This is a genomic window from Ramlibacter sp. MMS24-I3-19, assembly GCF_050320135.1.
In the GTDB taxonomy this organism is placed as follows: domain Bacteria; phylum Pseudomonadota; class Gammaproteobacteria; order Burkholderiales; family Burkholderiaceae_C; genus Ramlibacter.
Window position 1 is genome coordinate 1,092,779 of record NZ_CP190017.1, and the last position, 25,526, is coordinate 1,118,304.

At 67.3% G+C, this 25,526-nt stretch carries 34 protein-coding genes and 1 pseudogene; 25 read left to right on the plus strand and 10 right to left on the minus strand.

Features of this window, described 5'->3' with window-relative positions:
• Together ACPWT1_RS05350 and ACPWT1_RS05355 are read right to left on the minus strand one after the other, a co-directional pair.
• Complete coding sequence (locus ACPWT1_RS05350; RefSeq protein ID WP_427914366.1) at positions 1-453, minus strand: MaoC family dehydratase; 453 nt, start codon at positions 451-453, stop codon at positions 1-3.
• The gene (locus ACPWT1_RS05355; RefSeq protein ID WP_427914367.1) at positions 453-1,199 is read right to left on the minus strand and encodes an SDR family oxidoreductase; all 747 of its coding nucleotides are present in this window, start codon (positions 1,197-1,199) and stop codon (positions 453-455) included. Before ACPWT1_RS05355 ends, ACPWT1_RS05350 begins: the two co-directional genes overlap by 1 nt.
• 79 nt (positions 1,200-1,278) lie before the next feature.
• On the opposite strand from ACPWT1_RS05355, the gene ACPWT1_RS05360 reads away from it, so the two are divergent.
• From ACPWT1_RS05360 to ACPWT1_RS05370, 3 genes are read left to right on the plus strand one after another with little or no spacing between them, the layout of a single operon-like run.
• Entirely contained in the window at positions 1,279-1,884 is a 606-nt protein-coding gene (locus tag ACPWT1_RS05360) for a 2-hydroxychromene-2-carboxylate isomerase (RefSeq protein ID WP_427914368.1), read from the plus strand.
• A gap of 14 nt (positions 1,885-1,898) precedes the next feature.
• On the plus strand, positions 1,899-2,585 hold the full coding sequence (locus ACPWT1_RS05365) for a dienelactone hydrolase family protein (RefSeq protein ID WP_427914369.1): 687 nt from the start codon (positions 1,899-1,901) through the stop codon (positions 2,583-2,585).
• 59 nt (positions 2,586-2,644) lie between these two features.
• A complete protein-coding gene (locus ACPWT1_RS05370; RefSeq protein ID WP_427914370.1) occupies positions 2,645-3,295 on the plus strand; it encodes a glutathione S-transferase family protein in 651 nt (216 codons plus the stop codon).
• On the opposite strand, the gene ACPWT1_RS05375 is transcribed toward ACPWT1_RS05370, so the two are convergent.
• From ACPWT1_RS05375 to hemB, 3 genes are read right to left on the minus strand one after another with little or no spacing between them, the layout of a single operon-like run.
• The gene (locus ACPWT1_RS05375; protein WP_427915513.1) at positions 3,277-4,023 is read right to left on the minus strand and encodes a DUF72 domain-containing protein; all 747 of its coding nucleotides are present in this window, start codon (positions 4,021-4,023) and stop codon (positions 3,277-3,279) included. The two genes, ACPWT1_RS05370 and ACPWT1_RS05375, sit on opposite strands and share 19 nt — an antisense overlap.
• 5 nt (positions 4,024-4,028) lie before the next feature.
• Positions 4,029-5,132, minus strand: a complete 1,104-nt coding sequence (locus ACPWT1_RS05380; protein ID WP_427914371.1) for a magnesium transporter CorA family protein — start codon at positions 5,130-5,132, stop codon at positions 4,029-4,031.
• A gap of 8 nt (positions 5,133-5,140) precedes the next feature.
• Positions 5,141-6,142, minus strand: a complete 1,002-nt coding sequence (gene hemB, locus ACPWT1_RS05385; protein WP_427914372.1) for a porphobilinogen synthase — start codon at positions 6,140-6,142, stop codon at positions 5,141-5,143.
• A 234-nt stretch (positions 6,143-6,376) separates the two neighbouring features.
• Here hemB and ACPWT1_RS05390 point away from each other — a divergent pair, with 234 nt between their 5' ends.
• The 21 genes and pseudogenes from ACPWT1_RS05390 to ACPWT1_RS05490 all read left to right on the plus strand — a co-directional run bounded on the left by ACPWT1_RS05390 (position 6,377) and on the right by ACPWT1_RS05490 (position 21,004).
• Complete coding sequence (locus tag ACPWT1_RS05390) at positions 6,377-6,799, plus strand: CopD family protein (RefSeq protein WP_427914373.1); 423 nt, start codon at positions 6,377-6,379, stop codon at positions 6,797-6,799.
• Between the two features lie 4 nt (positions 6,800-6,803).
• Positions 6,804-7,934, plus strand: a complete 1,131-nt coding sequence (locus ACPWT1_RS05395) for a VanZ family protein (RefSeq protein WP_427914374.1) — start codon at positions 6,804-6,806, stop codon at positions 7,932-7,934.
• Positions 7,931-8,274: pseudogene (locus ACPWT1_RS05400) on the plus strand ((2Fe-2S) ferredoxin domain-containing protein). The gene ACPWT1_RS05395 and the pseudogene ACPWT1_RS05400 overlap by 4 nt, the downstream one beginning before the upstream one ends.
• Before the next feature lie 7 nt (positions 8,275-8,281).
• Positions 8,282-8,905 carry an alpha/beta hydrolase gene (locus ACPWT1_RS05405; protein ID WP_427914375.1) on the plus strand — a complete coding sequence of 208 codons (624 nt, stop codon included), beginning with the start codon at positions 8,282-8,284 and terminating at the stop codon, positions 8,903-8,905.
• A gap of 13 nt (positions 8,906-8,918) precedes the next feature.
• A complete protein-coding gene (locus ACPWT1_RS05410) occupies positions 8,919-10,076 on the plus strand; it encodes a D-alanyl-D-alanine carboxypeptidase family protein (protein WP_427914376.1) in 1,158 nt (385 codons plus the stop codon).
• Between the two features lie 162 nt (positions 10,077-10,238).
• On the plus strand, positions 10,239-10,616 hold the full coding sequence (rpsL, locus tag ACPWT1_RS05415) for a 30S ribosomal protein S12 (RefSeq protein ID WP_427914377.1): 378 nt from the start codon (positions 10,239-10,241) through the stop codon (positions 10,614-10,616).
• Between the two features lie 142 nt (positions 10,617-10,758).
• Positions 10,759-11,232, plus strand: coding sequence for a 30S ribosomal protein S7 (gene rpsG / locus ACPWT1_RS05420; protein ID WP_055894768.1), 474 nt, complete (start codon positions 10,759-10,761; stop codon positions 11,230-11,232).
• 79 nt (positions 11,233-11,311) lie between these two features.
• Entirely contained in the window at positions 11,312-13,414 is a 2,103-nt protein-coding gene (gene fusA, locus ACPWT1_RS05425) for an elongation factor G (RefSeq protein WP_427914378.1), read from the plus strand.
• A 239-nt stretch (positions 13,415-13,653) separates the two neighbouring features.
• Complete coding sequence (tuf, locus tag ACPWT1_RS05430; protein WP_427913976.1) at positions 13,654-14,844, plus strand: elongation factor Tu; 1,191 nt, start codon at positions 13,654-13,656, stop codon at positions 14,842-14,844.
• Positions 14,845-14,861: 17 nt separating this feature from the next.
• The gene (rpsJ, locus tag ACPWT1_RS05435) at positions 14,862-15,176 is read left to right on the plus strand and encodes a 30S ribosomal protein S10 (RefSeq protein WP_027102403.1); all 315 of its coding nucleotides are present in this window, start codon (positions 14,862-14,864) and stop codon (positions 15,174-15,176) included.
• A 267-nt stretch (positions 15,177-15,443) separates the two neighbouring features.
• Positions 15,444-16,145, plus strand: a complete 702-nt coding sequence (gene rplC / locus ACPWT1_RS05440) for a 50S ribosomal protein L3 (protein WP_427914379.1) — start codon at positions 15,444-15,446, stop codon at positions 16,143-16,145.
• A complete protein-coding gene (gene rplD / locus ACPWT1_RS05445; RefSeq protein ID WP_427914380.1) occupies positions 16,145-16,765 on the plus strand; it encodes a 50S ribosomal protein L4 in 621 nt (206 codons plus the stop codon). Before rplC ends, rplD begins: the two co-directional genes overlap by 1 nt.
• Positions 16,762-17,097 (plus strand): 50S ribosomal protein L23, encoded by a 336-nt coding sequence (rplW, locus tag ACPWT1_RS05450; protein WP_427914381.1) that lies wholly within the window; start codon positions 16,762-16,764, stop codon positions 17,095-17,097. Before rplD ends, rplW begins: the two co-directional genes overlap by 4 nt.
• 4 nt (positions 17,098-17,101) lie before the next feature.
• Positions 17,102-17,926, plus strand: coding sequence for a 50S ribosomal protein L2 (rplB, locus tag ACPWT1_RS05455; RefSeq protein WP_427914382.1), 825 nt, complete (start codon positions 17,102-17,104; stop codon positions 17,924-17,926).
• Positions 17,927-17,938: 12 nt separating this feature from the next.
• On the plus strand, positions 17,939-18,217 hold the full coding sequence (gene rpsS / locus ACPWT1_RS05460) for a 30S ribosomal protein S19 (protein WP_027102398.1): 279 nt from the start codon (positions 17,939-17,941) through the stop codon (positions 18,215-18,217).
• Between the two features lie 9 nt (positions 18,218-18,226).
• Complete coding sequence (rplV, locus tag ACPWT1_RS05465) at positions 18,227-18,556, plus strand: 50S ribosomal protein L22 (protein WP_157398701.1); 330 nt, start codon at positions 18,227-18,229, stop codon at positions 18,554-18,556.
• 16 nt (positions 18,557-18,572) lie between these two features.
• Complete coding sequence (gene rpsC / locus ACPWT1_RS05470; RefSeq protein ID WP_427914383.1) at positions 18,573-19,505, plus strand: 30S ribosomal protein S3; 933 nt, start codon at positions 18,573-18,575, stop codon at positions 19,503-19,505.
• A 2-nt stretch (positions 19,506-19,507) separates the two neighbouring features.
• Positions 19,508-19,924, plus strand: coding sequence for a 50S ribosomal protein L16 (rplP, locus tag ACPWT1_RS05475; protein WP_157398699.1), 417 nt, complete (start codon positions 19,508-19,510; stop codon positions 19,922-19,924).
• A gap of 10 nt (positions 19,925-19,934) precedes the next feature.
• Positions 19,935-20,138 carry a 50S ribosomal protein L29 gene (gene rpmC, locus ACPWT1_RS05480; RefSeq protein WP_427914384.1) on the plus strand — a complete coding sequence of 68 codons (204 nt, stop codon included), beginning with the start codon at positions 19,935-19,937 and terminating at the stop codon, positions 20,136-20,138.
• 12 nt (positions 20,139-20,150) lie between these two features.
• Positions 20,151-20,420, plus strand: a complete 270-nt coding sequence (gene rpsQ, locus ACPWT1_RS05485; protein WP_427914385.1) for a 30S ribosomal protein S17 — start codon at positions 20,151-20,153, stop codon at positions 20,418-20,420.
• 74 nt (positions 20,421-20,494) lie between these two features.
• A complete protein-coding gene (locus ACPWT1_RS05490; protein WP_427914386.1) occupies positions 20,495-21,004 on the plus strand; it encodes a peroxiredoxin in 510 nt (169 codons plus the stop codon).
• Between the two features lie 36 nt (positions 21,005-21,040).
• Here the strand turns inward: ACPWT1_RS05490 and ACPWT1_RS05495 are convergent, their stop codons facing one another.
• Both ACPWT1_RS05495 and ACPWT1_RS05500 read right to left on the minus strand, forming a co-directional pair.
• Positions 21,041-21,565 (minus strand): GNAT family N-acetyltransferase, encoded by a 525-nt coding sequence (locus ACPWT1_RS05495; RefSeq protein WP_427914387.1) that lies wholly within the window; start codon positions 21,563-21,565, stop codon positions 21,041-21,043.
• Positions 21,566-21,635: 70 nt separating this feature from the next.
• Positions 21,636-22,292: a cytochrome b/b6 domain-containing protein gene (locus ACPWT1_RS05500; RefSeq protein ID WP_427914388.1), complete on the minus strand. Its 657-nt coding sequence runs from the start codon at positions 22,290-22,292 to the stop codon at positions 21,636-21,638.
• Between the two features lie 154 nt (positions 22,293-22,446).
• Between ACPWT1_RS05500 and ACPWT1_RS05505 the strand changes: the two genes are divergently transcribed.
• Complete coding sequence (locus tag ACPWT1_RS05505; protein WP_427914389.1) at positions 22,447-22,902, plus strand: c-type cytochrome; 456 nt, start codon at positions 22,447-22,449, stop codon at positions 22,900-22,902.
• Between the two features lie 59 nt (positions 22,903-22,961).
• Here the strand turns inward: ACPWT1_RS05505 and ACPWT1_RS05510 are convergent, their stop codons facing one another.
• The 3 genes from ACPWT1_RS05510 to ACPWT1_RS05520 form a co-directional block, all read right to left on the minus strand.
• Entirely contained in the window at positions 22,962-23,462 is a 501-nt protein-coding gene (locus ACPWT1_RS05510) for a TlpA family protein disulfide reductase (RefSeq protein ID WP_427914390.1), read from the minus strand.
• 66 nt (positions 23,463-23,528) lie between these two features.
• A complete protein-coding gene (locus ACPWT1_RS05515; protein WP_427914391.1) occupies positions 23,529-24,263 on the minus strand; it encodes an alpha/beta fold hydrolase in 735 nt (244 codons plus the stop codon).
• Complete coding sequence (locus ACPWT1_RS05520; protein WP_427914392.1) at positions 24,263-25,498, minus strand: CaiB/BaiF CoA transferase family protein; 1,236 nt, start codon at positions 25,496-25,498, stop codon at positions 24,263-24,265. The genes ACPWT1_RS05515 and ACPWT1_RS05520 overlap by 1 nt, the downstream gene beginning before the upstream one ends.
• Positions 25,499-25,526 lie beyond the last annotated feature (28 nt).

Genomic DNA, 25,526 nt, shown 5'->3' on the forward strand with positions numbered 1-25,526 from the left:
CTACGCCGGCTCGCGCCGGCGGAACATTCCGTAGCCTTCCATGTGCAGCACCTTGTCGCCGTGCTGGTTGAACATCTCCCAGCTCGCACGCACCAGGCCCAGTTCCGGCTTGCTGCGCAGCGGCCTCGACTCCAGGATGGTGTGGCGCAACGTGAGGGTGTCGCCAGGGAACACCGGGTTGAGCCAGCTGAGCTTCTCGAGGCCGGGCGAGCCCATGCTGGACGACTCGCGCAGGAAGTTGTCGACCGTCAGCCGCATCGCCATCGCGCAGGTGTGCCAGCCGCTCGCGCACAGGCCGCCGAACACCGACTGCCGCCCCGCGTCCTCGTCCAGGTGGAACGGCTGCGGGTCGAACTGCGTGGCGAACGCGCGGATCTCGTCCGCCGTCGGCGACACCGAACCAAGCTCTCGCACGCTCCCCGGCTGCAGGTCTTCCCAGTAATAGCGCACCATCAGCGACCTCCCGAGACGTCCACCAGGCTCATCGTCGTGTAGCTCGCTTCCGGCGACATGAGCCAGCAGATCGCGTGTGCCACTTCCTCGGCGCTGCCGCCACGCTGCATCGGCACCAGGTGCGCGAGCTGCTGCACGCGATCGGGAATGCCGCCGGACGCATGGATGTCGGTCTCGATCAATCCGGGCCGCACGGCGTTGACGCGGATGCCTTCGGCCGCGACCTCCTTGGCCAGGCCGAGCGTGAAGACGTCGATGGCGCCCTTGGCCGCCGCATAGTCGACGTACTGGCCCGGCGCGCCCAGGCGCGCTGCGGCACTGGAGACGTTGACGATGGCACCGCCCCCGCCGCCATGGCGCGTGCTCATGCGGCGGATGGCTTCGCGCGCGCAGACGATGCTGCCGATCACGTTGATGTCGAACATCCGCTTGAGCCGCGCGACCGACATGTCCTCCACGCGCGAGGTGAGGTCGACGACGCCGGCGTTGTTCACCAGCGCGGTGAGGCGCCCGAACCGCTCGTCCACTGCCTTGAACATCGCCAGCACCTGCGCCTCGTCGGCGACGTCGGCCTGCACCGCGAAGGCCTCGCCGCCCCGTTCACGGATCGTGCGGACCACCTCATCGGCCGCTGCGGCCTGCGCCGTGTAGTTGACCGCCACCTTCCAGCCTTGCGTCGCCGCCAGCAGCGCGGTCGCCGCGCCGATGCCGCGGCTGCCGCCCGTGATCAGGGCCACTCTGTCCATGTCGTCGTCCTTTCGGGTTCAGCGCATTACGATACCGCGCCGATCCGAATCACAAGCGCCAAGCCCATCCGGACCACGCATGCCACGCACCGTCGACTACTTCCTCGCCCCGCAAAGTCCCTGGACCTACCTCGGCCACGAGCGCTTCGTGCGCATGGCGCGCGAGGCCGGCGCCGCAGTGCGCGTGCGGCCCATCGACCTGGGCCGCATCTTCCCGATCAGCGGGGGCCTGCCACTGGCCAGGCGGGCACCGCAGCGACAGGCGTACCGGCTCGTCGAGCTGCGTCGCTTCTCGGAACACCTCGGCCTGCCGCTGAACCTGCATCCGAAGTTCTTCCCCGTCTCCGGCGATGCCGCGGCGCGGCTGATCGTCGCCGTCGACCAGCAGGATGGCAGCGACGCCGCACTGCGCATCGCGGGCGCGGTGCTCGCGGCCGTGTGGGTGCAGGAGCGCGACATTGCCAGCGACACCGTGCTGGCCGAATTGCTGCGCGAATGCGGGCTCGCCGCTGCGCGGCTGCCGCAGTCGAAGGAGCCCGGAGTCCAGCAGCAGTACGAGGCGCACACGCAGGCGGCGATCGACGCCAACGTGTTCGGCTCGCCGTCCTATGTGATCGATGGCGAACTGTTCTGGGGCCAGGACCGGCTCGACTTCGTGCAACGCAGGCTTTCTTCCGACCACTGACACAGGAGACCACCATGGGTGCATTCACCGACCTCAAGGCCGCCGACGGCTTCCCCTTCCCCGCGTACGTCGCCCAACCCACGGGCAAGGCCAAGGGCGCCGTCGTCGTGCTGCAGGAGATCTTCGGCGTCAACTCGCACATCCGCTCGGTCGCCGACGGCTATGCGGCGGAAGGCTTCCTCGCTGTCGCGCCGTCGACGTTCCACCGGGTGAAGCCAGGCGTCGAGCTGGGCTACGGCGAGAACGACATGTCGGCCGGCTTCGCGCTGAAGACCGCGGTCGAAGCGCTGCCCGCGCCGGGCGTGCTGCAGGACATCCAGGCTGCCATCCGCCATGCCGCGCAGGGTGGCAAGGTGGGCATCGTCGGCTACTGCTGGGGCGGCCTGCTGTCCTGGCGATCGGCGTGCCTGCTCGACGGCCTGTCGGCCGCCGTCACCTACTACGGAGGCGGCATGACGACGCCCGACGAGGCGGCCCGCACGCCGAAGGTGCCGGTGCTCTCGCATTTCGGCAAGCAGGACCACTGGATTCCGCTGGACTCGGTCGAGGCGTTCCGCAAGGCCCACCCCGAGGTCGAGGTGTACGTCTATCCGGCCAACCACGGCTTCAACTGCGACCAGCGCGGCTCGTACGACGCGCCTTCCGCGAAGCTGGCCCGCGAGCGCTCGCTGGCGTTCTTCACCAAGCACCTGGCCGCCTGAGGCCCGCATGCGCCACTGGCCCGGCAGGCCAGTGGCGGCCCGCTCCGACGACCCACCGCATGATCCAGCTGCATCACGCCCCCAGCACCGCCGCGATGGTGCCGCACATCCTGCTCGAGGAACTCGGTCTTGCCTACGAGCGCGTGCCCGTCGATCGGGCCGCGAATGCGCACAAGGCCGCCGCCTACCTGCGCCTGAATCCGAACGGGTTGATCCCGGTGCTGGTGGACCGTGACCTGGTCCTGTACGAGACGGCGGCGATCGCCTTGCACCTGTGCGACCAGCACCCGCAAGCCGGCTTCGCGCCCGCTGTCGGCACGCGCGACCGCAGTCACTTCTACAAGTGGCTCGCGTGGCTGACCAATACGCTGCAGGCCACGCTGATCGTCTACTTCTATCCGCACCGATGGGTGGACGAAGGCAACGCCGAAGGCGTGGCGCAGGTGCGCCGCCATGCGCATGCGAAGGTGGTCGGCCTGCTCGGGCAGCTGGAGGAGCAGCTCGGCTCGCATGCGGGGCCGTGGTTCTTCGGCGAGCAGTACACGGCGCTGGACCCGTACGTCTTCACGCTGTGCCGCTGGACGCGCAACTTCGAGAGCGGGCGCGCGCGCGACCTGCCGCGCGTGGGCGCGTACCTGCGCCGCATGCTCGATCGGCCCGCGGTGCAGCGCGTGCTGGCGCAGGACGGGCTTCAGCCGCCGTTCGTCTGAGCCACCAGCCGCTGCAGCGTCAGCGCATTGCCGGCGGCTGCCTGGCCGGCCGTGTTGTCGAAGATGCACCAGACTTCCGCACCGGATGCGGCTGCTTCGCGCAACCGCGGGGCAAGTGCTTCCAGCACCTCGGGGGCATACGACGAGTAGTAGACGCGCGGCGAGCCGTGCAGCCGCAGGTACACCAACCCCGGCCAGCCGCCGGGCGCCGCACCGGCGGCATGGCGCACCGGATCGGCGAGCACGCGGCCGATGCGCCGTTGAACAAGCCATGCATCCACCTCGGGCGTGAACCAGCTCGCATGGCGCGGCTCCAGGGCGACCGGCCCGGCGTAGCGCTCGCGCAGGGCCGCTGCGAAGGGATCGGCCACGGCGGCGTCGAAGGCGAGGCTCGGGGGCAGTTGCACCAGCAGGCACTGCAGGTGCGGCCCGAGGCCGCTGGCCTCGGCGAAGAACGCATCCAGCGCCGCATCGGGATCAACGAGCCGGGCCTCGTGCGTGATCTGCTTGGGCAGCTTGGCCGAGAAGGCGAAACCCTCGCCGACACTGCGCGCCCAGCGCTCGTACGTGGTGGGGCGGTGCGGCTTGTGGAACGAGGAGTTGATCTCGCTGGCATTGAACACCTGCGCATAGCGCTGCAGGTGCGACTCGCCCGCGGGAAAGGAGGACTGCAAGTCCGCCGGCAGGGTCCAGCCGGCGCAGCCGATGCGGATGTCGCCGGCCGACATCGGCGTCACCGCGAGCTGCGCTCCAGGTAATGCTTGCGCCAGAACACCAGGCCCAGGATCACCGCGATCGCGACCATGCTGCCGATGGCCATCCAGAATCCGACCGGGTCCCGCAGCAGCGGCATGCTGGCGAAGTTCATGCCGAACACGCCGGTGATCAGGTTCAGCGGCAGGAAGATAGCCGTCAGCGCCGTCAGCGTCCGCATGATGTTGTTGGTGCGGTTGCTCTGGGCCGAGAAGTGGATCTGCACCACGCTCTCGGCGCCCTGCTCCATGCGGCGCACTTGGTGCACCACCCGCTGGATGTGCTCGATGACGTCGCGGCCGCGCGCGATCAGGCCGTCGCGCTCGGCCTGCGACAGGCCCGGCGGCGGCTGCTCGCGCGCGGTGTCCAGCCATTCCTGCATGGCGTCGTTCTGGTCCTCGCACAGCTCCTCGAGCACATGCAGCTCGCGGCGCGCCACCATCAGCGCGCTCCAGCCGCGGAAGTCGGAGCCTGGGCGCAGCAGGTCCTGTTGCCATTGATCGAGCTCGGTGCCCAGTTGCTTGCGCAACTCGAGGTAGCCGTCGACCATTACGTTCACCATCCGCAGCATCAGGTCAGACGGGCTGGCGGGCAGCCGGCTGCGATTGGCCGCCAGGCCGTCGCTGTGCATCGCGTCCGAGAGGAAGCGGCTGATGAACGATCGCGCGGTGAAGCAGCCGCGCGGATGCACGCTGAGCAGCAGGCGGTCATAGACGACGAAGGCGACCGGCCGCGTGCGGATGCGGCTGAAGCTGGCGAGCGCGGTGGACGCGGATGCCGGCGCAGGGTGGCTGGCCAGTTCGTGGTCGACCTCCTCCCCCGAGGCAAGCCGGCGGAAGATGACGAGGTCGTACACCGACGTGAAGTCGTAGTGCGAAGGATGCGAGGGGTTGTTCAGGTCCTTGACGTGCAGGTCCAGCAGCGCCGAGCCGCCCAGCCGTTGCGCGGCCGCCTGCACCGTGGGCAGCAGGTCGTGCAGGTCCTCGCGGTCGAGGAAGATCCAGATGAAGCCGTCGCCGGGCGGATGGCCCGGGATGCTGTCGAGGAATCGAAGGGTGCCGGGCGTGAATTCGACGATCTGCATCGCCGGCTTCAGGCGCGCAGCTTGCGCGCGGCCTCGAGCGCGAAGTACGTCAGCACGCCATCGGCGCCGGCGCGCTTGAAGGCGAGCAGGCTCTCCATCATCACGGCGTCGCCATCGAGCCAGCCGTTGGCCGCGGCCGCCTGCAGCATCGCGTACTCGCCGGAGACCTGGTAGGCGAAGGTCGGTACGCGGAATTCGTCCTTCACGCGTCGCACGATGTCCAGGTACGGCATGCCCGGCTTGACCATCACCATGTCGGCGCCTTCCGCGATGTCCATCGCGACCTCGCGCAGCGCCTCGTCGGTGTTGCCCGGGTCCATCTGGTAGACTTTCTTGTTGCCCTTGCCCAGGTTGGCCGCGGAGCCCACCGCGTCGCGGAAGGGGCCGTAGAACGCGCTGGCGTACTTGGCGCTGTACGCCATGATGCGCGTGTGGATCGCGCCGCTCTCCTCGAGCGCCTTGCGGATCGCGCCGATGCGGCCGTCCATCATGTCGCTGGGCGCCACGATGTCCACGCCGGCCTGCGACTGCACCAGCGCCTGCTTGACCAGCACTTCCACGGTCTCGTCGTTGAGGATGTAGCCGCTGGCATCCAGCAGGCCGTCCTGGCCATGGCTGGTGAACGGGTCGAGCGCGACGTCGGTCATCACGCCGAGTTCGGGAAAGCGCCGCTTCAGGGCGCTGACCACCCGCGGGACCAGGCCATCGGGATTCCAGGCCTCGCGACCGTCTTCGGTCTTCAGCTTCGGATCGAGGACCGGAAAGAGCGCGAGCGCGGGGATTCCCAGGGCCAGGCACTGCTCGGCGACGGGCAGCAGCAGGTCGAGGCTGACGCGCTCGACGCCGGGCATCGAGGCGACGGGCTCGCGCTTGCGTTCGCCATCGAGGACGAACACGGGGTAGATGAGGTCATGCGCGGTAAGGGCATGCTCGCGCACCAGGTTGCGCGTGAACGTGTCGCGGCGCAGGCGGCGCGGGCGACCGTGGGGGTAGGAGGCATGCAGGACCATGGCGAAAATTGTGCCCCATTGCGCTGGTCGCGTTGCCGGCCCACTAACCGGACCGTAGTCGCCGCGCGGCCGACCTCGGCTTGTAAGGACCGGGGCAGACTGCTAAATTACGCCCGGGCGGCTCGCCGCTCCCCGCTTTCCTCCCTGAGCGGGTGCCTTAATGTGTGACAGCAAAAAGGCTTGCCACCCCGGCTGATTGCCGGGGTTTTTTTTGCCCTTCCGTACACTCGGCCCATGCTCTGGGTCAAGGCGTTCCACATCGTGTTCGTGGCCAGCTGGTTCGCCGGCCTGTTCTACCTGCCGCGCATCTTCGTCAACCTGGCCATGGTCGACGCGGGTTCGATCGCCGAACGGGAGCGGCTGCTGCTGATGGCGCGCAAGCTCCTGCGCTTCACCACCATGCTCGCGGTGCCGGCCCTGGGCCTCGGCCTGTGGCTGTGGTTGGGATTCGGCATCGGGCGCGGCAGCGGATGGCTGCACGCCAAGCTGGTCGTGGTGCTGCTGGCCGTGGGCTATCACCATGCCTGCGCGCGCCTGCTGCGCAAGTTCGAGCGCGATGCGAACCGGCGCGGCCACCGTTGGTACCGCTGGTTCAACGAGGTGCCCGTGCTGCTGCTGGTCGCGGCCGTGGTGCTGGTCGTGGTCAAGCCTCTCTAGCGCGATGGAGGCGCGCAAGTCCTCCGCCGGCCCGCTGGCGCAGGCCTATGCGGCGCTGATCGTCTACGCCAGCCTCTATCCCTTCGCCGGCTGGCACGACCAGGGCGTGGGTCCGCTGGAGTTCCTGGCCAGCCCCTGGCCCAAATACTGGACTGCGTTCGATCTCGTTTCCAACGCGGCCGGCTACGCGCCGCTTGGCTTCCTGCTCGCGCTGGCGCACCTGCGCAAGGGCGTCGCCGCGGGTGGCGTGTCCATCCCGCGCGCCATCGCCTCGGCCACTGCGGTGGCCGTGCTGCTGTCGCTGGCGATGGAGGCGCTGCAAAGCTACCTGCCGGCCCGGGTGGCCTCCAACCTCGACTTCGGCCTGAATGCGGCGGGCGCCTTTCTCGGGGCGGCGATCGCCGGCGGCCTCGAACGCGCCGGAGCGGTGGACCGCTGGAGCCGGTTTCGCGTGCGCTGGTTCGTCGACGATGCGCGCGGCGCCCTCGTGCTGCTCGCGCTGTGGCCGTTCGCATTGCTGTTCCCCGCGGCGGTGCCACTCGGTCTGGGGCAGGTGATGGAGCGCCTCGAGGCCGGCATGGCCGACTGGCTGTCGGACACGCCGTTCCTCGAGTGGCTGCCCGTGCGTGATGTCGAACTGCAGCCGCTGGTGCCCGGCGCCGAGCTGCTCTGCGTGACGCTCGGCGCACTTGCGCCCTGCCTGCTCGCCTACTCCGTGATGCGCTCGAAGCCGCAGCGCGCGGCCATGGCCCTGATGCTGGTCGCGCTGGGGGTCGGCGTGACAGCGCTGTCGGCGGCACTCAGCTGGGGACCGGCGCACGCATGGGCGTGGCTCAGCCTTCCGGTCGGCGTCGGGCTGGTCGTCGGCCTGGCTCTGGCTCTCCTGCTCGTCGCCCTGCCTCGGCGTGGCTGTGCGGCCCTGGTGCTGGCGGGTCTCGTCCTGCATCTCAGCCTGCTGAACCAGGCGCCCGCGAGCCCGTACTTCGCCCACCTGCTGCAGGCCTGGGAGCAGGGCCGCTTCATCCGCTTCCATGGCCTTGCGCAGTGGCTTGGCTGGCTGTGGCCTTACGCGGCGCTGGCGTACGTCCTGGTGCGGGTCTCGCGTGGCGAGGCGGCACCTAGAATCGCCCAATGAGCGATCCCTCCGGGCCCTCGTACTTCGAGCGCCACATCTTCTTCTGCCTCAACAAGCGCGAGAACGGCGAGAACTGCTGCGCCGACCACGGGACCAGGCCGGCTTCGAACGCTGCAAGGCCCAGGTCAAGGCGCAGGGCCTTGCAGGGCCCGGCAAGGTCCGCGTCAACAAGTCGGGGTGCCTCGATCGCTGCTCCGCGGGGCCGGTCGCCGTGGTTTATCCCGAGGCGGTCTGGTACACGTACGTGGACGCGAACGACATCGACGAGATCGTCGAATCGCACCTGAAGAACGGCCGCGTGGTCGAGCGGCTGCTCACGCCGCCCCGCATGGGGCGCTGAGGTTGCGATGAATTCGTTCACCCGGCGCCTTCAACTGCAAGGCGCAGCCGGCGCGATCGAGGTCCTGCGCGACGACCCTGAAGCAGCAACGCAGGGCATTGCCTTCATCGCGCATCCGCATCCGCTGTTCGGCGGCACCATGGACAACAAGGTGGTGCAGACGCTGGCGCGCGCGTTCGTCCAGGCGGGGTGGACGGCGGTGCGGTTCAATTTCCGCGGGGTGGGCGCCAGTGCCGGCGAGCATGACGAAGGACGGGGCGAGACCGACGACATGCTCTCGCTGGTGTCGCAGATCGCCCCGGAGGGGCCGGTCGCACTCGCGGGGTTCTCCTTCGGTGCCTTCGTCGCCAGCGGCGCCCTGCACGCGCTCTGGCCGGTGCGCGAAATCCGCAAGGTCGTGCTGGTGGGGACTGCTGCTTCACGCTTTGCCGTCCCGGTCATCCCGCCCGACGCGCACGATCGAACCCTGGTGCTGCACGGAGAGCAGGACGACACCGTGGCCCTCACGGCGGTGATGGACTGGGCGCGCCCGCAGGCGCTTCCGGTGACCGTGGTTCCCGGAGGCGGGCACTTCTTCCACGGACAATTGCCGCTCCTGAAATCCCTGGTGGCCCGCCACCTGCGTTCGTGATCCGCTCCTCGCGATGAATCGATTTGCCAAGGCGCTCATGGCGCCGTTGCTGGCGCTCCTGTCCCTGTGTGCATCCGCGCAGGTCCCGCAACCGCCCGAGGTGGCCGCGCGCAGCTATCTGGTCCTGGACGTCAGTGCCAACCAGATGCTCGCCGGTCGCGACATCGACAGCCCCGTCGAACCGGCGTCGCTCACCAAGCTGATGACGCAATACCTGGTGTTCGACGCGCTGCGCGCCAGGAAGATCACCCTGCAGCAGGCGCTGCCCGTGAGCGAGCGCGCCTGGAAGATGCCGGGCCCGCGCATGTTCATCGATCCCAAGATGCGGGTGCCCGTCGATGACCTGATCAAGGGCATGATCGTGCAGTCGGGCAACGATGCGACCGTCGCCCTGGCCGAGGGCGTCGGCGGCTCGGTCGAGCACTTCGTCGATCTCATGAACCAGCAGGCCACGGCGCTGGGCATGAAGAACACCTCGTACAAGAACCCCGAGGGCCTGACCACCCCGGGCCAGACGACCACCGCGCGCGACCTGGGCGTCCTCGCGGCGCGGATCATGCAGGACTTCCCCGAGTACCTGCACTACTACGCGATCAGGAAGTACCGCTACCAGGGCACGCCGACGGCCAACGACACGAACCGCAACCTGCTGCTGTTCCGGGATCCCACGGTGGACGGCCTCAAGACCGGCCACACCGACGCGGCCGGCTACTGCCTGATCGCCACCGCCAGGCGTGACTTCCCCAACCTGCAGGGCCGCCGCCTGCTGTCCGTCGTGCTCGGCGCCAGCAGCGAGGAGGCGCGCGCCACCGAGTCGCAGAAGCTGCTGAACTGGGGCTACACGGCCTGGGAGGGCATCAAGCTGTTCGACGCCAACCAGCCCGTGGCGACCCCCGAGGTCTGGAAGGGCAACGCCAGCACCGTGAAGCTCGGCCGGCCGCAGGCGCTCGTCGTCGCGGTGCCTGTCGGCACTGCCACCCAGCTGAAGACCGCCATTGCGCGGCCTGATCCGCTGGTCGCTCCGTTCACCAAGGGCCAGCATGTAGGCACGCTCAAGGTGCTGGCGGGCGACAAGCCGCTGGCGGAGGTGCCGCTGCTCGCCCTGGAAACGGTCGAGCAGGCGGGCGTGCTGGGCCGCGCCTGGGACGCCGTGCGGCTCTGGATCAAGTGACGGCGAGGGCGCGGTCTCAGGCCCAGGGAGGCGCCGTCCATTGCAGGGCATCCAGCAGCAAGGTATACTGAAAGGCTTTCCCGCATTTGGGGCGGGCAAGGCTTTGCGCGTCACGGTTCTCGTGGACCGCGCTTTACCAGACGTTTAGGGACGTTTTTTTCAATGCCAACCATCAACCAACTCGTGCGTCAGGGGCGGGAGGTCGAAAAGACCAAATCCAAGTCCCCCGCGATGCAGAACAGCCCCCAGCGCCGGGGCGTGTGCACCCGCGTGTACACCACGACGCCGAAGAAGCCGAACTCGGCGCTGCGCAAGGTCGCCAAGGTGCGCCTGACCAACGGCTTCGAGGTCATCTCGTACATCGGCGGCGAAGGCCACAACCTGCAGGAGCACTCGGTGGTGCTCGTGCGCGGCGACCGCGTGAAGGACCTGCCGGGCGTGCGCTACCACATCGTTCGCGGTTCTCTGGACCTGCAGGGCGTCAAGGATCGCAAGCAGGCGCGTTCCAAGTACGGCGCGAAGCGCCCGAAGAAGGCCTAAGCAGCCAGGTAGTTTGTCGGTGCTCATTCAGCCCTGGCAGGCTGAGTCAGCGTAGTGACCCACTTCCGGGTCGAGTAAGCGGGAAGCCGATTGGCGCCCTGGGTCCTTCGAGGGCCAGCTGAAGCAAATTGAGAGGTTAGAAATGCCACGTCGTCGCGAAGTCCCTAAGCGTGAAATCCTGCCGGACCCCAAGTACGGCAATGTCGAGCTCGCCAAGTTCATGAACGTCATCATGCAAGGCGGCAAGAAGGCGGTCGCCGAGCGCATCGTCTACGGCGCGCTCGAGCAGATCGAGAAGAAGAACCCCGGCCGTGACCCGGTCGAGGCGTTCACGATGGCCATCAACAACGTCAAGCCGATGGTCGAGGTGAAGTCCCGCCGCGTCGGCGGCGCCAACTACCAGGTGCCGGTGGAAGTGCGTCCGGTGCGCCGCCTGGCGCTGTCGATGCGCTGGCTCAAGGAAGCCGCCAAGAAGCGCGGCGAGAAGTCCATGGCCCTGCGCCTGGCGAACGAACTCATGGAAGCCACGGAAGGCCGCGGCGGCGCCATGAAGAAGCGCGATGAAGTGCACCGCATGGCCGAGGCGAACAAGGCCTTCTCGCACTTCCGCTTCTAAGAACCGTCCCCATCTGAAGTAATCAAGGAAATGGGGCCCGCCAAAAGCGGGCCCTTTCCCCTTTCAACGAAAGATCATCATGGCCCGCAAAACGCCCATCGAGCGCTATCGCAACATCGGGATCTCGGCGCACATCGACGCCGGCAAGACCACGACCACCGAGCGCATCCTGTTCTACACCGGTGTGAACCACAAGATCGGTGAAGTGCACGATGGCGCCGCCACCATGGACTGGATGGAGCAGGAGCAGGAGCGCGGCATCACCATCACGTCGGCGGCCACCACCTGCTTCTGGAAGGGCATGGACATGTCCTTCCCCGAGCACCGCATCAACATCATCGACACCCCCGGACACGTGGACTTCACCATCGAGGTGGAGCGTTCCATGCGCGTCCTGGACGGCGCCTGCATGGTGTACTGCGCCGTGGGCGGCGTGCAGCCGCAGTCCGAGACCGTCTGGCGCCAGGCCAACAAGTACCGCGTGCCGCGCCTCGCGTTCGTCAACAAGATGGACCGCACCGGCGCGAACTTCTTCAAGGTCTACGACCAGATGAAGCTGCGCCTGAAGGCCAACCCCGTGCCCATCGTCATCCCGATCGGCGCCGAGGAAGGCTTCAAGGGCGTGGTCGACCTGCGCAAGATGAAGGCGATCATCTGGGACGAGGCGTCCCAGGGCATGAAGTTCACCTTCGAGGACATCCCGGCCGACCTGGTGGAGTCCGCCAAGGAGTGGCGCGAGAAGATGGTGGAGGCCGCGGCCGAAGCCAACGAAACGCTGATGAACAAGTACCTGGAAGAGGGTGATCTGAACGAGGAAGAGATCACGCTCGGCCTGCGCACGCGCACCATCGCCGGCGAGATCCAGCCGATGCTATGCGGCACCGCCTTCAAGAACAAGGGCGTGCAGCGGATGCTCGACGCGGTCATCGAACTGATGCCCTCGCCGATCGACATCCCGCCGGTCAAGGGCCTGGACGAGGACGAGAAGGAAACCAGCCGCAAGGCCGACGACAGCGAGAAGTTCTCGGCCCTGGCGTTCAAGCTGATGACCGACCCGTTCGTGGGCCAGCTCACGTTCGTGCGCGTCTATTCGGGCGTGCTGACCAAGGGCGACAGCGTCTACAACCCGATCCGCGGCAAGAAGGAGCGCATCGGCCGTATCGTGCAGATGCACGCCAACAACCGCCAGGAAGTCGAAGAGATCCGCGCCGGCGACATCGCCGCCTGCGTGGGCCTGAAGGACGTCACGACCGGTGAAACCCTGTGCGATCCGTCGTCCATCGTGACGCTGGAGCGCATGGTGTTCCCCGAGCCGGTGATCCGCCAGGCCGTGGAACCCAAGACGAAGGCCGACCAGGAGAAGATGGGCGTCGCGCTGCAACGCCTGGCTGCCGAGGATCCGTCGTTCCGCGTGAACACCGACGAAGAGTCCGGCCAGACCATCATCGGCGGCATGGGCGAGCTCCACCTGGAGATCATCGTCGACCGCATGAAGCGCGAATTCGGCGTGGAAGCCAACGTGGGCAAGCCGCAGGTCGCCTACCGCGAGACGGTGCGCAAGAAGGTCACCGACGTCGAAGGCAAGTTCGTGCGCCAGTCGGGCGGCAAGGGCCAGTACGGTCACGTCGTCTTCACCCTGGAGCCGCAGGAAGCGGGCAAGGGCTTCGAGTTCGTCGACGCCATCAAGGGCGGCGTGGTGCCGCGCGAGTTCATCCCGGCCGTGGAGAAGGGCGTCGTCGAGGCGCTGAACTCCGGCGTGCTGGCCGGCTACCCGGTCGTGGACGTGAAGGTCACCCTGACCTTCGGTTCGTACCACGACGTGGACTCGTCCGAGCAGGCGTTCAAGATGGCTGCCATCTTCGGCTTCAAGGAAGCCGCGAAGAAGGCCAGCCCGGTCATCCTCGAGCCGATGATGGCCGTGGAAGTCGAGACGCCCGAGGACTACGCCGGCAACGTGATGGGCGACCTGTCGTCCCGTCGCGGCATGGTGCAGGGCATGGACGACATGCCCGGCGGCGGCAAGGCCATCAAGGCCGAGGTGCCGCTGTCGGAGATGTTCGGCTACTCGACCACGCTGCGTTCGATGTCGCAGGGCCGTGCCACGTACACGATGGAGTTCAAGCACTACAGCGAGGCTCCGCGCAACGTGTCCGAGGCGATCGTCGCCGCCCGCGCGAAGTAACGAAGGCGGGAACGGACTACCGGACGCAGAAGGCGCAGAGGTTCCGCAGAAGACGCAGAAGAGCCTCCCAGGTGCTTTGCCTCTTTTGCGACTTCTGCGCAACCTTCGCGTCCTCTGCGTCCTGCTGTTTGAATTTGTCTGCGATCACACACCCCGCGCTGCCCGTGGCGAGGGACCCCGTGATGGGATGCAGACGTAAAACCAATCACACGGGCATTGCTCTTTGTTGAGGAATTGAAATGGCAAAAGGTAAGTTCGAGCGCACCAAGCCGCACGTCAACGTGGGCACCATCGGCCACGTGGACCACGGCAAGACCACGCTGACGGCGGCCATCACCACGGTGCTGTCCACCAAGTTCGGCGGCGAAGCCAAGGCCTACGACCAGATCGATGCGGCGCCGGAAGAAAAGGCGCGCGGCATCACGATCAACACCGCGCACGTGGAATACGAGACGGCCAACCGCCACTACGCGCACGTGGACTGCCCGGGCCACGCCGACTACGTCAAGAACATGATCACCGGCGCTGCCCAGATGGACGGCGCCATCCTGGTGTGCTCGGCCGCCGACGGCCCGATGCCCCAGACGCGCGAGCACATCCTGCTGGCCCGCCAGGTGGGCGTGCCGCACATCATCGTGTTCCTGAACAAGTGCGACATGGTCGACGACGCTGAACTTCTCGAGCTGGTCGAGATGGAAGTGCGCGAGCTGCTGACCAAGTACGACTTCCCCGGCGACGACACCCCGATCATCCACGGCTCGGCCAAGCTGGCCCTGGAAGGCGACAAGGGCGACCTGGGCGAGAAGGCCATCATGAAGCTGGCCGACGCGATGGACAGCTACTTCCCGACCCCGCAACGTGCCGTGGACGGCGCGTTCCTGATGCCGGTGGAAGACGTGTTCTCCATCTCCGGCCGCGGCACCGTGGTGACCGGTCGCGTCGAGCGCGGCGTGATCAAGGTCGGCGAGGAAATCGAGATCGTGGGCATCAAGCCCACCCAGAAGACCACCTGCACGGGCGTGGAGATGTTCCGCAAACTGCTGGACCAGGGCCAGGCTGGCGACAACGTGGGCATCCTGCTGCGCGGCACCAAGCGCGAGGAAGTCGAGCGCGGCCAGGTGCTGTGCAAGCCGGGTTCCGTGAAGCCGCACACGCACTTCACGGCCGAGATCTACGTGCTGAGCAAGGACGAAGGCGGCCGCCACACGCCGTTCTTCAACAACTACCGTCCCCAGTTCTACTTCCGCACCACGGACGTGACGGGCGCCATCGAGCTGCCCAAGGACAAGGAGATGGTCATGCCCGGCGACAACGTGTCGATCACCGTCAAGCTGATCGCCCCGATCGCCATGGAAGAAGGCCTGCGCTTCGCCATCCGCGAAGGCGGCAAGACCGTCGGTTCCGGCGTCGTTGCCAAGATCATGGAATAAGGCGAGGAAGCAGAACCATGGCAACCCAGCAGAAGATCCGCATCCGCCTCAAGGCGTTCGATTACAAGCTGATCGACCAGTCCGCCGCCGAGATCGTCGACACCGCCAAGCGCACCGGCGCCATCGTCAAGGGTCCCGTGCCCCTGCCGACGCGCATGAAGCGCTTCGACATCCTGCGCTCGCCGCACGTGAACAAGAGCTCGCGTGACCAGTTCGAGATCCGCACGCACCAGCGCCTGATGGACATCGTCGACCCGACCGACAAGACCGTCGACGCGCTGATGAAGCTGGACCTGCCGGCCGGCGTGGACGTCGAGATCAAGCTGCAGTAAGCGCTGCCGCACCCTGAGCAACGCCGCGCCCCGCGCGGCGTTGTTCTTTGCGGCGCGCTGGCAGAGGCAGTGCCTGGCCCCGGTGCCTTGCACGCCAGTCGCCGGCACGCTACAATCACAGGCTTCGCCCAAATCGGGGCGGGGTGTGGGCGTTTCCCGCCAGTCGGGAGGCGCAACGGATCAACCTTCTTTCGCCGTCCTCTTTCGGAGGGCGTCAAACGCAGAAGCCAATTGCAGCGGCTGCGGCGGAAGCAACGGAGCAACAACATGAGTCAGAGCAACTCCCTCGGGTTGCTGGGCCGCAAGGTGGGCATGATGCGCCTGTTCACCGATGACGGGGACGCAGTTCCTGTCACGGTGGTGGACGTGTCGGGCAACCGAGTCACCCAGGTCAAGACCCAGGACAACGACGGCTACGTGGCCCTGCAGGTCACGTTCGGTGCGCGCAAGGCCTCGCGCGTGACGAAGCCGCAAGCTGGCCACCTCGCCAAGGCGGGTGTCGAAGCCGGTGAGATCATCCAGGAATTCCGCGTCACCGCCGAAGCCGCCGGCAAGTACGCTGCCGGTGCCACCGTGCCGGTGACTGACGTGTTCGCCGTGGGCCAGATGGTCGACGTGCAGGGCACCTCGATCGGCAAGGGCTACGCGGGCACCATCAAGCGCCACAACTTCAGCTCGCAGCGCGCGTCGCACGGCAACAGCCGTTCGCACAACGTGCCTGGCTCGATCTCGATGGCGCAGGACCCGGGCCGCGTGTTCCCGGGCAAGAAGATGACCGGCCACATGGGCGACGAGACCACGACGACCCAGAACCTGGACGTCATCCGCATCGACGAGGCCCGCCAGCTGCTGCTGATCAAGGGCGCCGTCCCCGGCTCCAAGGGTGGCTTCGTCACCGTGCGTCCGGCCGTCAAGGCCCGCACGAAGACCGCCGCAGCCGCGCCCGCCGCCAAGAAGGGAGCGAAGTAATGCAGCTCGAACTCCTGAACGAGCAGGGCCAGGCCGCGTCCAAGTACGACGCGCCCGAGACCGTTTTCGGTCGTGAATACAACGAAGACCTGGTGCACCAGATCGTCGTCGCCTTCCAGGCCAATGCCCGCCAGGGCACTCGCGCCCAGAAGGACCGCGAGATGGTCAAGCACTCGACCAAGAAGCCGTTCAAGCAGAAGGGCACGGGCCGCGCCCGCGCCGGCATGACCTCGTCGCCGTTGTGGCGCGGGGGCGGTCGCATCTTCCCGAACAGCCCGGACGAGAACTTCACCCAGAAGATCAACAAGAAGATGTACCGCGCCGGCATGGCGTCCATCTTCTCCCAGCTCGCCCGCGAGGGCCGCCTGGCCGTGGTCGACTCCATCAAGGTGGACTCGCCCAAGACCAAGCAGCTGGCCGCCAAGTTCAAGGCCATGAACCTTGACTCGGTGCTGGTGATCGCCGACGAAGTCGACGAGAACCTGTATCTTGCCTCGCGCAACCTGGCCAACGTGCTCGTCGTCGAGCCGCGTTACGCCGATCCGCTGTCGCTGGTGCACTACAAGAAGGTGCTGGTCACCAAGGCCGCCATCGACAAGCTCAAGGAGATGTTCGCATGAGCCGTGTGAACCCCACCCCCGCCGAACGCAAGTTCGACGAAGGCCGCCTGATGTCGGTGCTCGTTGCGCCGATCGTCTCCGAGAAGGCGACGCACGTGGCCGACAAGACCAACGCGGTCACCTTCAAGGTGCTGCAGGACGCCACCAAGCCCGAGATCAAGGCCGCCGTCGAACTGATGTTCAAGGTGGAAGTCAAGGGCGTGTCGGTGGTCAACACCAAGGGCAAGACCAAGCGCTTCGGCCGCTCGGTGGGCCGCCGCGACAACGTGCGCAAGGCCTACGTGACGCTCAAGCCTGGCCAGGAGCTCAATCTCTCCGGGGAGGCTGCGTAAAGCCATGGCCGTCATCAAGATGAAACCGACCTCGCCCGGCCAGCGCGCCGTGGTGAAGGTCACGCGTGACCACCTGCACAAGGGTGAGCCGTACGCGCCGCTGCTGGAGCCCAAGTTCCAGAAGGCCGGCCGCAACAACAACGGCCACATCACCACCCGCCACAAGGGCGGTGGCCACAAGCACCACTACCGCGTGGTCGACTTCCGCCGCAACAAGGACGGGATCCCGGCCAAGGTGGAGCGCATCGAGTACGACCCGAACCGCACGGCCCACATCGCCCTGGTGGTGTATGCCGACGGCGAGCGCCGCTACATCATCGCCCCGCGTGGCCTGGAAGTCGGCGCGCAGCTGCTGTCCGGATCGGAAGCCCCGATCCGCGCCGGCAACACGCTGCCGATCCGCAACATCCCGGTGGGTTCGACCATCCACTGCATCGAGCTGCAGGCCGGCAAGGGCGCGCAGATCGCCCGCTCGGCCGGGACCTCCGCGACGCTGCTGGCGCGCGAAGGCACCTACGCGCAGGTCCGCATGCGCTCCGGTGAAGTGCGCCGCGTGCACGTCGAGTGCCGCGCCACCATCGGCGAAGTGGCCAACGAGGAACACAGCCTGCGCCAGCTGGGCAAGGCCGGCGTCAAGCGCCACATGGGCATCCGCCCGACGGTGCGCGGCGTCGCGATGAACCCGATCGACCACCCGCACGGCGGCGGCGAAGGCCGCACCGGCACGGGCATGCCGCCGGTGGATCCGTGGGGCAACCTGACCAAGGGTTACCGCACTCGCAACAACAAGCGCACGCAGACGTTCATCGTCTCGCGCCGCAAGAAGTAAGGGGTCGCACAAATGACGCGTTCTCTCAAGAAGGGTCCGTTTGTGGACCACCACCTGGTGGCCAAGGTCGACAAGGCCGTCTCCGCCAAGGACAAGAAGCCGATCAAGACCTGGTCGCGCCGCTCGATGATCCTGCCCGACTTCATCGGGCTGACCATCGCCGTTCACAACGGCAAGCAGCACGTGCCGGTCTACATCACCGACCAGATGGTGGGCCACAAGCTGGGCGAATTCGCCCTGACGCGCACCTTCAAGGGTCACCCCGCGGACAAGAAAGTCCAGAAGAAGTAAGGAGCAGACATGGAAACCCGTGCAGTCCTCCGTGGCGTCCGCCTGTCCGTCGACAAGGGCCGGCTCGTGGCCGACCTGATCCGCGGCAAGAAGGTGGACCAGGCGCTGAACATCCTGGAATTCACCCAGAAGAAGGCCGCTGTCATCGTCAAAAAGGTGCTGGAGTCCGCGATCGCGAACGCCGAGCACAACGACGGCGCCGACATCGACGAGCTGAAGGTCAAGACCATCTACGTGGAGCAGGGCGCGACGCTCAAGCGCTTCACGGCGCGCGCCAAGGGCCGCGGCAACCGCATCAGCAAGCCCACGTGCCACGTGTACGTGACGGTCGGCAACTGAGGCAAGGCGAGAAGATATGGGACAGAAAATCCATCCGACCGGCTTCCGTCTTTCGGTCAGCCGCAACTGGGCCAGCCGCTGGTACGCGAACAACCGTGACTTCGCCGGCATGCTGGCCGAGGACATCAAGGTCCGCGACTACCTCAAGAGCAAGCTGAAGAACGCGGCCGTCTCGCGCGTGCTGATCGAGCGTCCTGCCAAGAACGCCCGCATCACGATCTACTCCGCCCGCCCGGGCGTGGTGATCGGCAAGAAGGGCGAGGACATCGAGAACCTGAAGAAGGAACTCGCCAACCGCCTGGGCGTGCCGGTCGCAGTGAACATCGAGGAAGTGCGCAAGCCCGAAGTCGATGCACAGCTGATCGCCGACTCGATCACCCAGCAGCTCGAGAAGCGCATCATGTTCCGCCGCGCGATGAAGCGCGCGATGCAGAACGCCATGCGCCTCGGCGCCCAAGGCATCAAGATCATGTCGTCGGGCCGCCTGAACGGCATCGAGATCGCGCGCACCGAGTGGTACCGCGAAGGCCGCGTGCCGCTTCACACGCTGCGCGCCGACATCGACTACGGCTTCAGCGAAGCCAAGACCACCTACGGCGTCATCGGCGTCAAGGTGTGGGTCTACAAGGGCGACACGCTGGGACGCAACGACGCCCCGTCGCTGGACAGCACGCCGCGCCCCGAGGGCGAGGAGCGTCGCGGTCCGCGCGGCCCGCGCCGTGACGGCGACCGCCGTGGCGGCCCTGGCGGCGATCGCCGTCCCCCGTCGCGCGGTCCGCGTGGCGGCGGTGCCGGTGCAGGCGCAGGCACCAATGCCGCGCCTGCCGACGGCAGCGACAAGCCCCAAGAGGCCACTGGAGGTGCGGACGCACCGAAAACCGCCGTTAAGCGCGTCGCTCGCAAGGTGGCCGCGCCGACCGCACCCGCGGCCGACGGCAAAGGAGAGTAAGCATGCTGCAACCCGCTCGCCGCAAATACCGCAAAGAGCAGAAGGGCCGCAACACCGGCATCGCCACCCGGGGCAACTCGGTGGCTTTCGGTGACTTCGGCCTGAAGTCCACCGATCGCGGCCGCCTCACGGCGCGCCAGATCGAAGCCGCGCGTCGCGCGATCTCCCGCCACGTCAAGCGTGGTGGCCGCATCTGGATCCGCGTGTTTCCGGACAAGCCGATCAGCCAGAAGCCGGCCGAGGTCCGCATGGGCAACGGCAAGGGCAACCCCGAGTACTACGTCGCCGAGATCCAGCCGGGCAAGGTGCTGTACGAGATCGTGGGCGTGCCCGAGGAACTGGCGCGCGAGGCATTCAAGCTGGCCGCGGCCAAGCTGCCCCTTCGCACCACTTTCGTCACCCGCATGATCGGCGCCTGAGGAGTTTGAGATGACCAAAGCCGCCGACCTGCGCAACAAGGATGTTGCCGGCCTCGAATCCGAGGTCAAGGACCTGCAGCGCGCCCACTTCGGGCTGCGCATGCAGAAGGCCACGCAACAATTGACCAACACCGGTTCGCTGCGCGTGACGCGCCGCGACATCGCGCGCGCCAAGACCATCTTGGCCCAGAAGCGCGCGCAATCCGCCAAGTAATCAGGAGTGACCATGACGGAAGCCAAGACCTCCCTCAAGCGCACCCTGATCGGCAAGGTGGTGAGCGACAAGCGCGCCAAGACCGTGACGGTCCTGGTGGAGCGCCGCGTGAAGCATGAGCTCTACGGCAAGATCGTTGCCAAGTCGAGCAAGTACCACGCGCACGACGAGAACGGTGAATACCACCTGGGCGACGTGATCGAGATCACCGAGAGCCGGCCGATCTCCAAGACCAAGAACTGGGTCGCGACCCGCCTGGTCGAGAAGGCCGCGGTGGTCTAAACCCCGCCCCGGCGTCCAGCCCCCGAAACGGCCCACAATGTGGGCCGTTTCTTTCCACCCACGAGGAGCACGCCATGATCAAGGTCGGAGACAGCCTGCCGGATGTCACCCTGCAGGAGTATTCGGAAGTCGAAGGCAACGGCTGCAGCATCGGCCCGAACCCGGTGAAGGTGAAGGACGCCGCCAAGGGCAAGACCATCGCGCTGTTCGCGCTGCCGGGCGCCTTCACGCCCACCTGCTCGGCCAAGCACGTGCCGGGCTACGTGCAGAAGTTCGACGACCTGAAGAAGGCCGGCGTCGACGAGATCTGGTGCGTGAGCGTCAACGACGCATTCGTGATGGGCGCCTGGGCGCGCGACCAGAAGACCAATGGCAAGGTGCGCATGCTGGGCGACGGCAGCGCCGACTTCGCCAAGGCCACCGGCCTCACGCTCGACCTGACGGGCCGGGGCATGGGCCTGCGCAGCAATCGCTATTCGATGCTGGTGAAGGACGGCAAGGTGGTGAGCCTGAACGTCGAGGCACCGGGCAAGTTCGAAGTGAGCGACGCCGACACCTTGCTGGCCCAGGCCGGCAAGCGCTGAGCGTTCAGTGCCAAGCGCGGGGCGCGGCCTCCGCGCTCAACGCAGGGCGCCCCACGCGGAATTCCTCAGGTCGGCCTTGAGGTAGTGCGCCCCGGGGATGGGGTTGTGGTAATACGGCTCCACGGCCTCGAACCCCAGGTCCTCGTACAGCGCGCGGGCCGACTCCATGTCGTCCAGGGTGTCCAGCAGCACGGTGGCATAGCCACCCTGCCGCGCCGCATCCAGGGCCGCCTCGGCCAGCTGCCGGCCCAGGCCCAGTCCGCGGAACGCGGGTCGCACATACAGCCGCTTCATCTCGGCCGCATCCGGGTAGTCGCTGGAATCCAGGGGGCGCAACGCCACGCAACCGGCAACGACGCCGTCCGCCCTGGACAGGAACAGCGCGCCGCGTGGTGGTGCGTAGTCGCCGGGCAAGGAGGCGAGCTCCTCGTCAAAACCCTGGAACGAGAGGTCCACGCCGAGGCCGCGGGCGTACTCCTGGAAGATCTCTCGGGTGGCTTGCAGGTCCTCGGGAGTGCTGGGCGTGACCAGATCGAGGACAGGGTACTCAGCCGTGGGCAAGGCGGGTGGCGGTCAGTGGCGGGAGGGGCAGTTTAGCGGCGTGGCGCGACGATTCAACCTCAGCCATTCCCTAGCGCACCACCCACCAGACAGCGCCGGCGCAGGCGCCGAACAGCAGCAGGCCCAACGCGCGGCGCGCGCCCTGGTCGGCCGACGACACGGTCGCATGCGCCACTTCCTTGTCGCCGCGCAGCATGGGGCGGACCAGGTTCTCGCGCTTGCGAACGGCATAGAACACGATCGCGCCCACGTGCAGGACGACCAGCGCCAGCACCAGCCACTGGCCCACGGCCTCGTGGTACCAGGTGGCTGCCAGGGCCTTTGCACTGGAGACGTAACGGTTCAGCGGCCCGGTGAATGCGATCTCGTCGTCGCTCACGAGGCCGGTGCCCACTTGCGCGGCCAGCGCCAGGAGCATGGCGAAGACCGAGAGCGCGCCCAGCGGGTTGTGGCCCACCAGATGGTCGGGGTGGTGCTGCCCGCGCAGGTAGGCCAGGGTGCTGCCGGGCGAGTACAAGAAGCTCGCGAACCGCGACCAGTGACCACCCACGAGGCCCCACACCAGCCGGAACGCCAGCAGGGCGAGGATCGCGTATCCCAGCTTCGCATGCCATTCGATCGGCGCGCCAGGGATCCACGCCGTGGCGAGCGAGCCCAGCACGCAGGTGGCGAGTGCCCAGTGGAAGATCCGCGTGGGCAGGTCCCAGACGCGCACGGTGGTTGGCATGGCTCGTGATGCAAGGAGTGGCGGGAGGACCGATTGTTGCCGGTGACTGGCCATGCGCCGAAGTGCGGATTTGTCCCGAGGAATGAAAGGGCGGCCGCCAACGTTTGCTCCAGGGCAAGACCCGACAATTCGCATCCAACCTGGAGACCCCCTGATGAAACTCATCGCGCCCATCGCCACCGCCATTGCTGCAGCGGCATTCACCCTGCCGGCCGCCGCGCAGTTCGCCAAGCCGGAAGACGCCGTCAAGTACCGCCAGAGCGCGCTGTTCGTGATGTCGCAGCACTTCGCCCGGATCGGCGCGATGGCGAACGACAAGGTGCCCTACGACGCCAAGGCCGCCGTCGAGAACGCCGAAGTCGTGGCCGAAATGGCGAAGCTGCCCTGGACCGGCTTCGTGCCCGGCACCGACAAGATCGGCAACACGAAGGCCAAGCCGGAGATCTGGACCGAGCAGGCCAAATTCAGGGAGCACAACGAGAAGCTGGTGGGCGAGACCCAGAAGCTGCTGGCTGCCGCCAAGACCAACAACCTGGACAACCTGAAGGCTGCCTTCAAGCCCACCGCGGCGGCCTGCAAGGCCTGCCACGACGACTTCCGCAACAAGTAAGGCGCCCAGCAAAAAGCCCCGCGATGCGGGGCTTCTTCGTTGCGGACTGGAGCGCGAACTCAGGCCGTCTCGGCGAGCAGCTTCTCGATCAGCTGGTGCAGCTCGGCGAAGTTCGGCTCGCCGACATAGCGCTTGACGATCTCGCCCTTCTTGTTGACCACGTAGGTGGTCGGCGTGAGCTCCACGTCGCCCCAGGCCTTGGCCACGGCACCCGTGTTGTCGATGGCCACCTTGAACGGCAGCTTGCGCGTCTCGCTGTAGTTCACCACGTACGCCGGCGGGTCGTAGCTCATCGCGACGGCGAGCGTGTCGAAGCCGCGGCCCTTGTACTTGTCGTAGGTCGCGACGATCTTGGGCATCTCGCCGACGCAGGTGGTGCAACTTGTCGCCCAGAAGTTGACCAGCGTCACCTGGCCCTTCAGGTCGGTGGTGGTCTTCTTCGAGCCATCGAGCAGCACGAACGTCGACGCCGGTGCGGCGGTGGGGCCGGTGGTCAGGTAGACGGCCGCACCCGCGGCCACCAGCACCGCCACGCCGAATCCGATCAGGGCCTTTTTCATGGCTGTGATTTTAGGTCGCCGCACCGCGGGCTGCCTGACCACTGGCACAAGCCCCTTTGCTTCACGTCAAGCACAGCGCAACAGGAGCTGGGCCAGCTCAGCAGGAAGGGTGACCATGGGGTCATGCCCAGTGGCCAGCTCGACCACCTGCGCCCCAGCACCGCCGCGCCACGCGCCGCCCCAGAACTGCGGGTCGGCCATGCGCGGGCGGATCGCGTCGATGGTCGGCAGGGCCGGTCGAACGCAGTTGACGAAGGTGCGCGGCACCGAAGCCACCCGCTGCGGATCGAAGTCGAGAGTCGCCTCGTAGGTGTGCCCCGGATGCGCGGTGAGGCGCCGCTTGACCCACGCGTAGTCCTCCCCTTCCAGGCCATAGTTGTTTGGATCCGGTGCGGCGAGGCTGTAGTCGTCGGTGCCTTCAGCGCCGGCGAGCCGGGCCTCGCGAACCGCGCGCGAGTGCGTGCTGCTCCAGCTCTCGCCGGGCCGTGGCACCACCGCGTCCACGTAGACCAGGTGCCGCAGGCGCCCACCCATGCGATCGGCAATGGCGGTGCCGATCATGCCGGCGTACGAATGCACGGCCAGCACCACGTCGTGCAATTCCTCGGCCTCGATCACGCCGGCGACGTCGGCGATGTGCGTCTCCAGCGTGATGGCCGACGAGAGCAGGTGCGCGCGCTCGCCGACGCCGGTGAGGGTGACCGCATGCACGCGGTGTCCTTCACGGGCCAGCGGCCGCTGCACGCGCTGCCAGCACCAGCCGCCATGCCAGGCGCCGTGCACGAGGACGAAGTTGGCCATCACAGCACTCCTTGCTGCCGCAACGCGGCGATGCGCCCGTCGCTCCAGCCGAGCAGCTCGTGCAGCACTGCGTCCGTGTGCTGGCCCAGCAGCGGCGGTGGCAACTCGGTGCGCACGGGCGTTCCACTCAGCTTCATCGGGCTGGACACCAGGTGCAGCGCGCCAGCGAGCGGATGGTCCCACTCGGTGACCATCCCCCGCTCGCGCACGTGCGGATCCGCGAACACCTCGGCGATGTTGTTGATCGCGCCACATGGCACCTTGGCCGCCTCGAGCGCCGCCAGCCATTGCGCCTTCGGCCGCGTGCGCATCACCTCCTCGAGGATCGGCACCAGCACCGCCCGGTTGCGCACCCGGTCCTGGTTGCGGGCGAAGCGCGGGTCCGATGCCAGATCGGGACGACCGGCGACTTCGCAGAACTTCGCGAACTGGCCATCGTTGCCCACCGCGATGATCACGTGGTCCTTGGTGCCATCAGCGGCCGGCGCCACCTCGAACACCTGGTACGGCACGATGTTCTGGTGCGCATTGCCGGCGCGGCCCGGCACCTTGCCGCTCACGAGGTAGTTGGCACCCAGGTTGGCCAGCATGGAGACCTGCGTGTCCAGCAGTGCCATGTCGATGGCCTGGCCTTCGCCGGTGCGCTCGGCATGCCGCAGGGCGGCCACGATGGCCAGCGCGGAATACATCCCGGTGAACAGGTCGGCGACCGCGACGCCGACCTTCTGCGGCCCGCCGCCCAGGTCGTCGCGCTCACCGGTGATGCTCATGAGGCCGCCAATGCCCTGCACCGCATAGTCGTAGCCCGCGCGCTCGCGGTACGGGCCGGTCTGGCCGAAGCCCGTCACGCTGCAATACACGAGACGCGGATTCAGCGCCTTCAGCGATGCGTAGTCCAGGCCGTAGCGCGCCATGTCGCCGACCTTGAAGTTCTCGATGAAGACGTCGCAGTGCGGCACCAGCTCGCGGATCAGCGCCTGCCCCTCGGGCCGTGCGATGTCGCAGGTGAGCGAGCGCTTGTTGCGGTTGGTGCCCAGGTAATACGCGGCCTCGTGCGTGTCGCGTCCCTGCGCATCCTTCAGGAACGGAGGGCCCCAGCTGCGCGTGTCGTCGCCGCTGCCGGGCCGCTCGACCTTGATCACGTCGGCGCCCAGGTCCGCCAGGGCCTGCGTGCACCAGGGGCCGGCGAGCACGCGCGAGAGGTCGAGGATGCGGATGCCGTCGAGCGCTGTCATGGGGTGCGATTGTGGCCCCGTATCATCG

Bases quoted from the DNA above. Each gene is read 5' to 3' on its own strand.
- hemB (WP_427914372.1), bottom strand. From the start codon at position 6,142: ATGGTCCTGCATGCCTCCTACCCCCACGGTCGCCCGCGCCGCCTGCGC.
- rplW (WP_427914381.1), top strand. From the start codon at position 16,762: ATGAGCCGTGTGAACCCCACCCCCGCCGAACGCAAGTTCGACGAAGGC.
- rpsJ (WP_027102403.1), top strand. From the start codon at position 14,862: ATGGCAACCCAGCAGAAGATCCGCATCCGCCTCAAGGCGTTCGATTAC.
- rpsC (WP_427914383.1), top strand. From the start codon at position 18,573: ATGGGACAGAAAATCCATCCGACCGGCTTCCGTCTTTCGGTCAGCCGC.
- ACPWT1_RS05490 (WP_427914386.1), top strand. From the start codon at position 20,495: ATGATCAAGGTCGGAGACAGCCTGCCGGATGTCACCCTGCAGGAGTAT.
- rplP (WP_157398699.1), top strand. From the start codon at position 19,508: ATGCTGCAACCCGCTCGCCGCAAATACCGCAAAGAGCAGAAGGGCCGC.
- rplB (WP_427914382.1), top strand. From the start codon at position 17,102: ATGGCCGTCATCAAGATGAAACCGACCTCGCCCGGCCAGCGCGCCGTG.
- rpsS (WP_027102398.1), top strand. From the start codon at position 17,939: ATGACGCGTTCTCTCAAGAAGGGTCCGTTTGTGGACCACCACCTGGTG.
- ACPWT1_RS05350 (WP_427914366.1), bottom strand. From the start codon at position 453: ATGGTGCGCTATTACTGGGAAGACCTGCAGCCGGGGAGCGTGCGAGAG.
- ACPWT1_RS05365 (WP_427914369.1), top strand. From the start codon at position 1,899: ATGGGTGCATTCACCGACCTCAAGGCCGCCGACGGCTTCCCCTTCCCC.
- ACPWT1_RS05500 (WP_427914388.1), bottom strand. From the start codon at position 22,292: ATGCCAACCACCGTGCGCGTCTGGGACCTGCCCACGCGGATCTTCCAC.
- ACPWT1_RS05355 (WP_427914367.1), bottom strand. From the start codon at position 1,199: ATGGACAGAGTGGCCCTGATCACGGGCGGCAGCCGCGGCATCGGCGCG.
- rpsG (WP_055894768.1), top strand. From the start codon at position 10,759: ATGCCACGTCGTCGCGAAGTCCCTAAGCGTGAAATCCTGCCGGACCCC.
- ACPWT1_RS05360 (WP_427914368.1), top strand. From the start codon at position 1,279: ATGCCACGCACCGTCGACTACTTCCTCGCCCCGCAAAGTCCCTGGACC.
- ACPWT1_RS05515 (WP_427914391.1), bottom strand. From the start codon at position 24,263: ATGGCCAACTTCGTCCTCGTGCACGGCGCCTGGCATGGCGGCTGGTGC.
- rpsL (WP_427914377.1), top strand. From the start codon at position 10,239: ATGCCAACCATCAACCAACTCGTGCGTCAGGGGCGGGAGGTCGAAAAG.
- fusA (WP_427914378.1), top strand. From the start codon at position 11,312: ATGGCCCGCAAAACGCCCATCGAGCGCTATCGCAACATCGGGATCTCG.
- rplV (WP_157398701.1), top strand. From the start codon at position 18,227: ATGGAAACCCGTGCAGTCCTCCGTGGCGTCCGCCTGTCCGTCGACAAG.
- ACPWT1_RS05410 (WP_427914376.1), top strand. From the start codon at position 8,919: ATGAATCGATTTGCCAAGGCGCTCATGGCGCCGTTGCTGGCGCTCCTG.
- ACPWT1_RS05405 (WP_427914375.1), top strand. From the start codon at position 8,282: ATGAATTCGTTCACCCGGCGCCTTCAACTGCAAGGCGCAGCCGGCGCG.
- rplC (WP_427914379.1), top strand. From the start codon at position 15,444: ATGAGTCAGAGCAACTCCCTCGGGTTGCTGGGCCGCAAGGTGGGCATG.
- rpmC (WP_427914384.1), top strand. From the start codon at position 19,935: ATGACCAAAGCCGCCGACCTGCGCAACAAGGATGTTGCCGGCCTCGAA.
- rplD (WP_427914380.1), top strand. From the start codon at position 16,145: ATGCAGCTCGAACTCCTGAACGAGCAGGGCCAGGCCGCGTCCAAGTAC.
- ACPWT1_RS05520 (WP_427914392.1), bottom strand. From the start codon at position 25,498: ATGACAGCGCTCGACGGCATCCGCATCCTCGACCTCTCGCGCGTGCTC.
- ACPWT1_RS05395 (WP_427914374.1), top strand. From the start codon at position 6,804: ATGGAGGCGCGCAAGTCCTCCGCCGGCCCGCTGGCGCAGGCCTATGCG.
- rpsQ (WP_427914385.1), top strand. From the start codon at position 20,151: ATGACGGAAGCCAAGACCTCCCTCAAGCGCACCCTGATCGGCAAGGTG.
- ACPWT1_RS05375 (WP_427915513.1), bottom strand. From the start codon at position 4,023: ATGTCGGCCGGCGACATCCGCATCGGCTGCGCCGGCTGGACCCTGCCG.
- ACPWT1_RS05505 (WP_427914389.1), top strand. From the start codon at position 22,447: ATGAAACTCATCGCGCCCATCGCCACCGCCATTGCTGCAGCGGCATTC.
- ACPWT1_RS05510 (WP_427914390.1), bottom strand. From the start codon at position 23,462: ATGAAAAAGGCCCTGATCGGATTCGGCGTGGCGGTGCTGGTGGCCGCG.
- ACPWT1_RS05390 (WP_427914373.1), top strand. From the start codon at position 6,377: ATGCTCTGGGTCAAGGCGTTCCACATCGTGTTCGTGGCCAGCTGGTTC.
- ACPWT1_RS05370 (WP_427914370.1), top strand. From the start codon at position 2,645: ATGATCCAGCTGCATCACGCCCCCAGCACCGCCGCGATGGTGCCGCAC.
- tuf (WP_427913976.1), top strand. From the start codon at position 13,654: ATGGCAAAAGGTAAGTTCGAGCGCACCAAGCCGCACGTCAACGTGGGC.
- ACPWT1_RS05380 (WP_427914371.1), bottom strand. From the start codon at position 5,132: ATGCAGATCGTCGAATTCACGCCCGGCACCCTTCGATTCCTCGACAGC.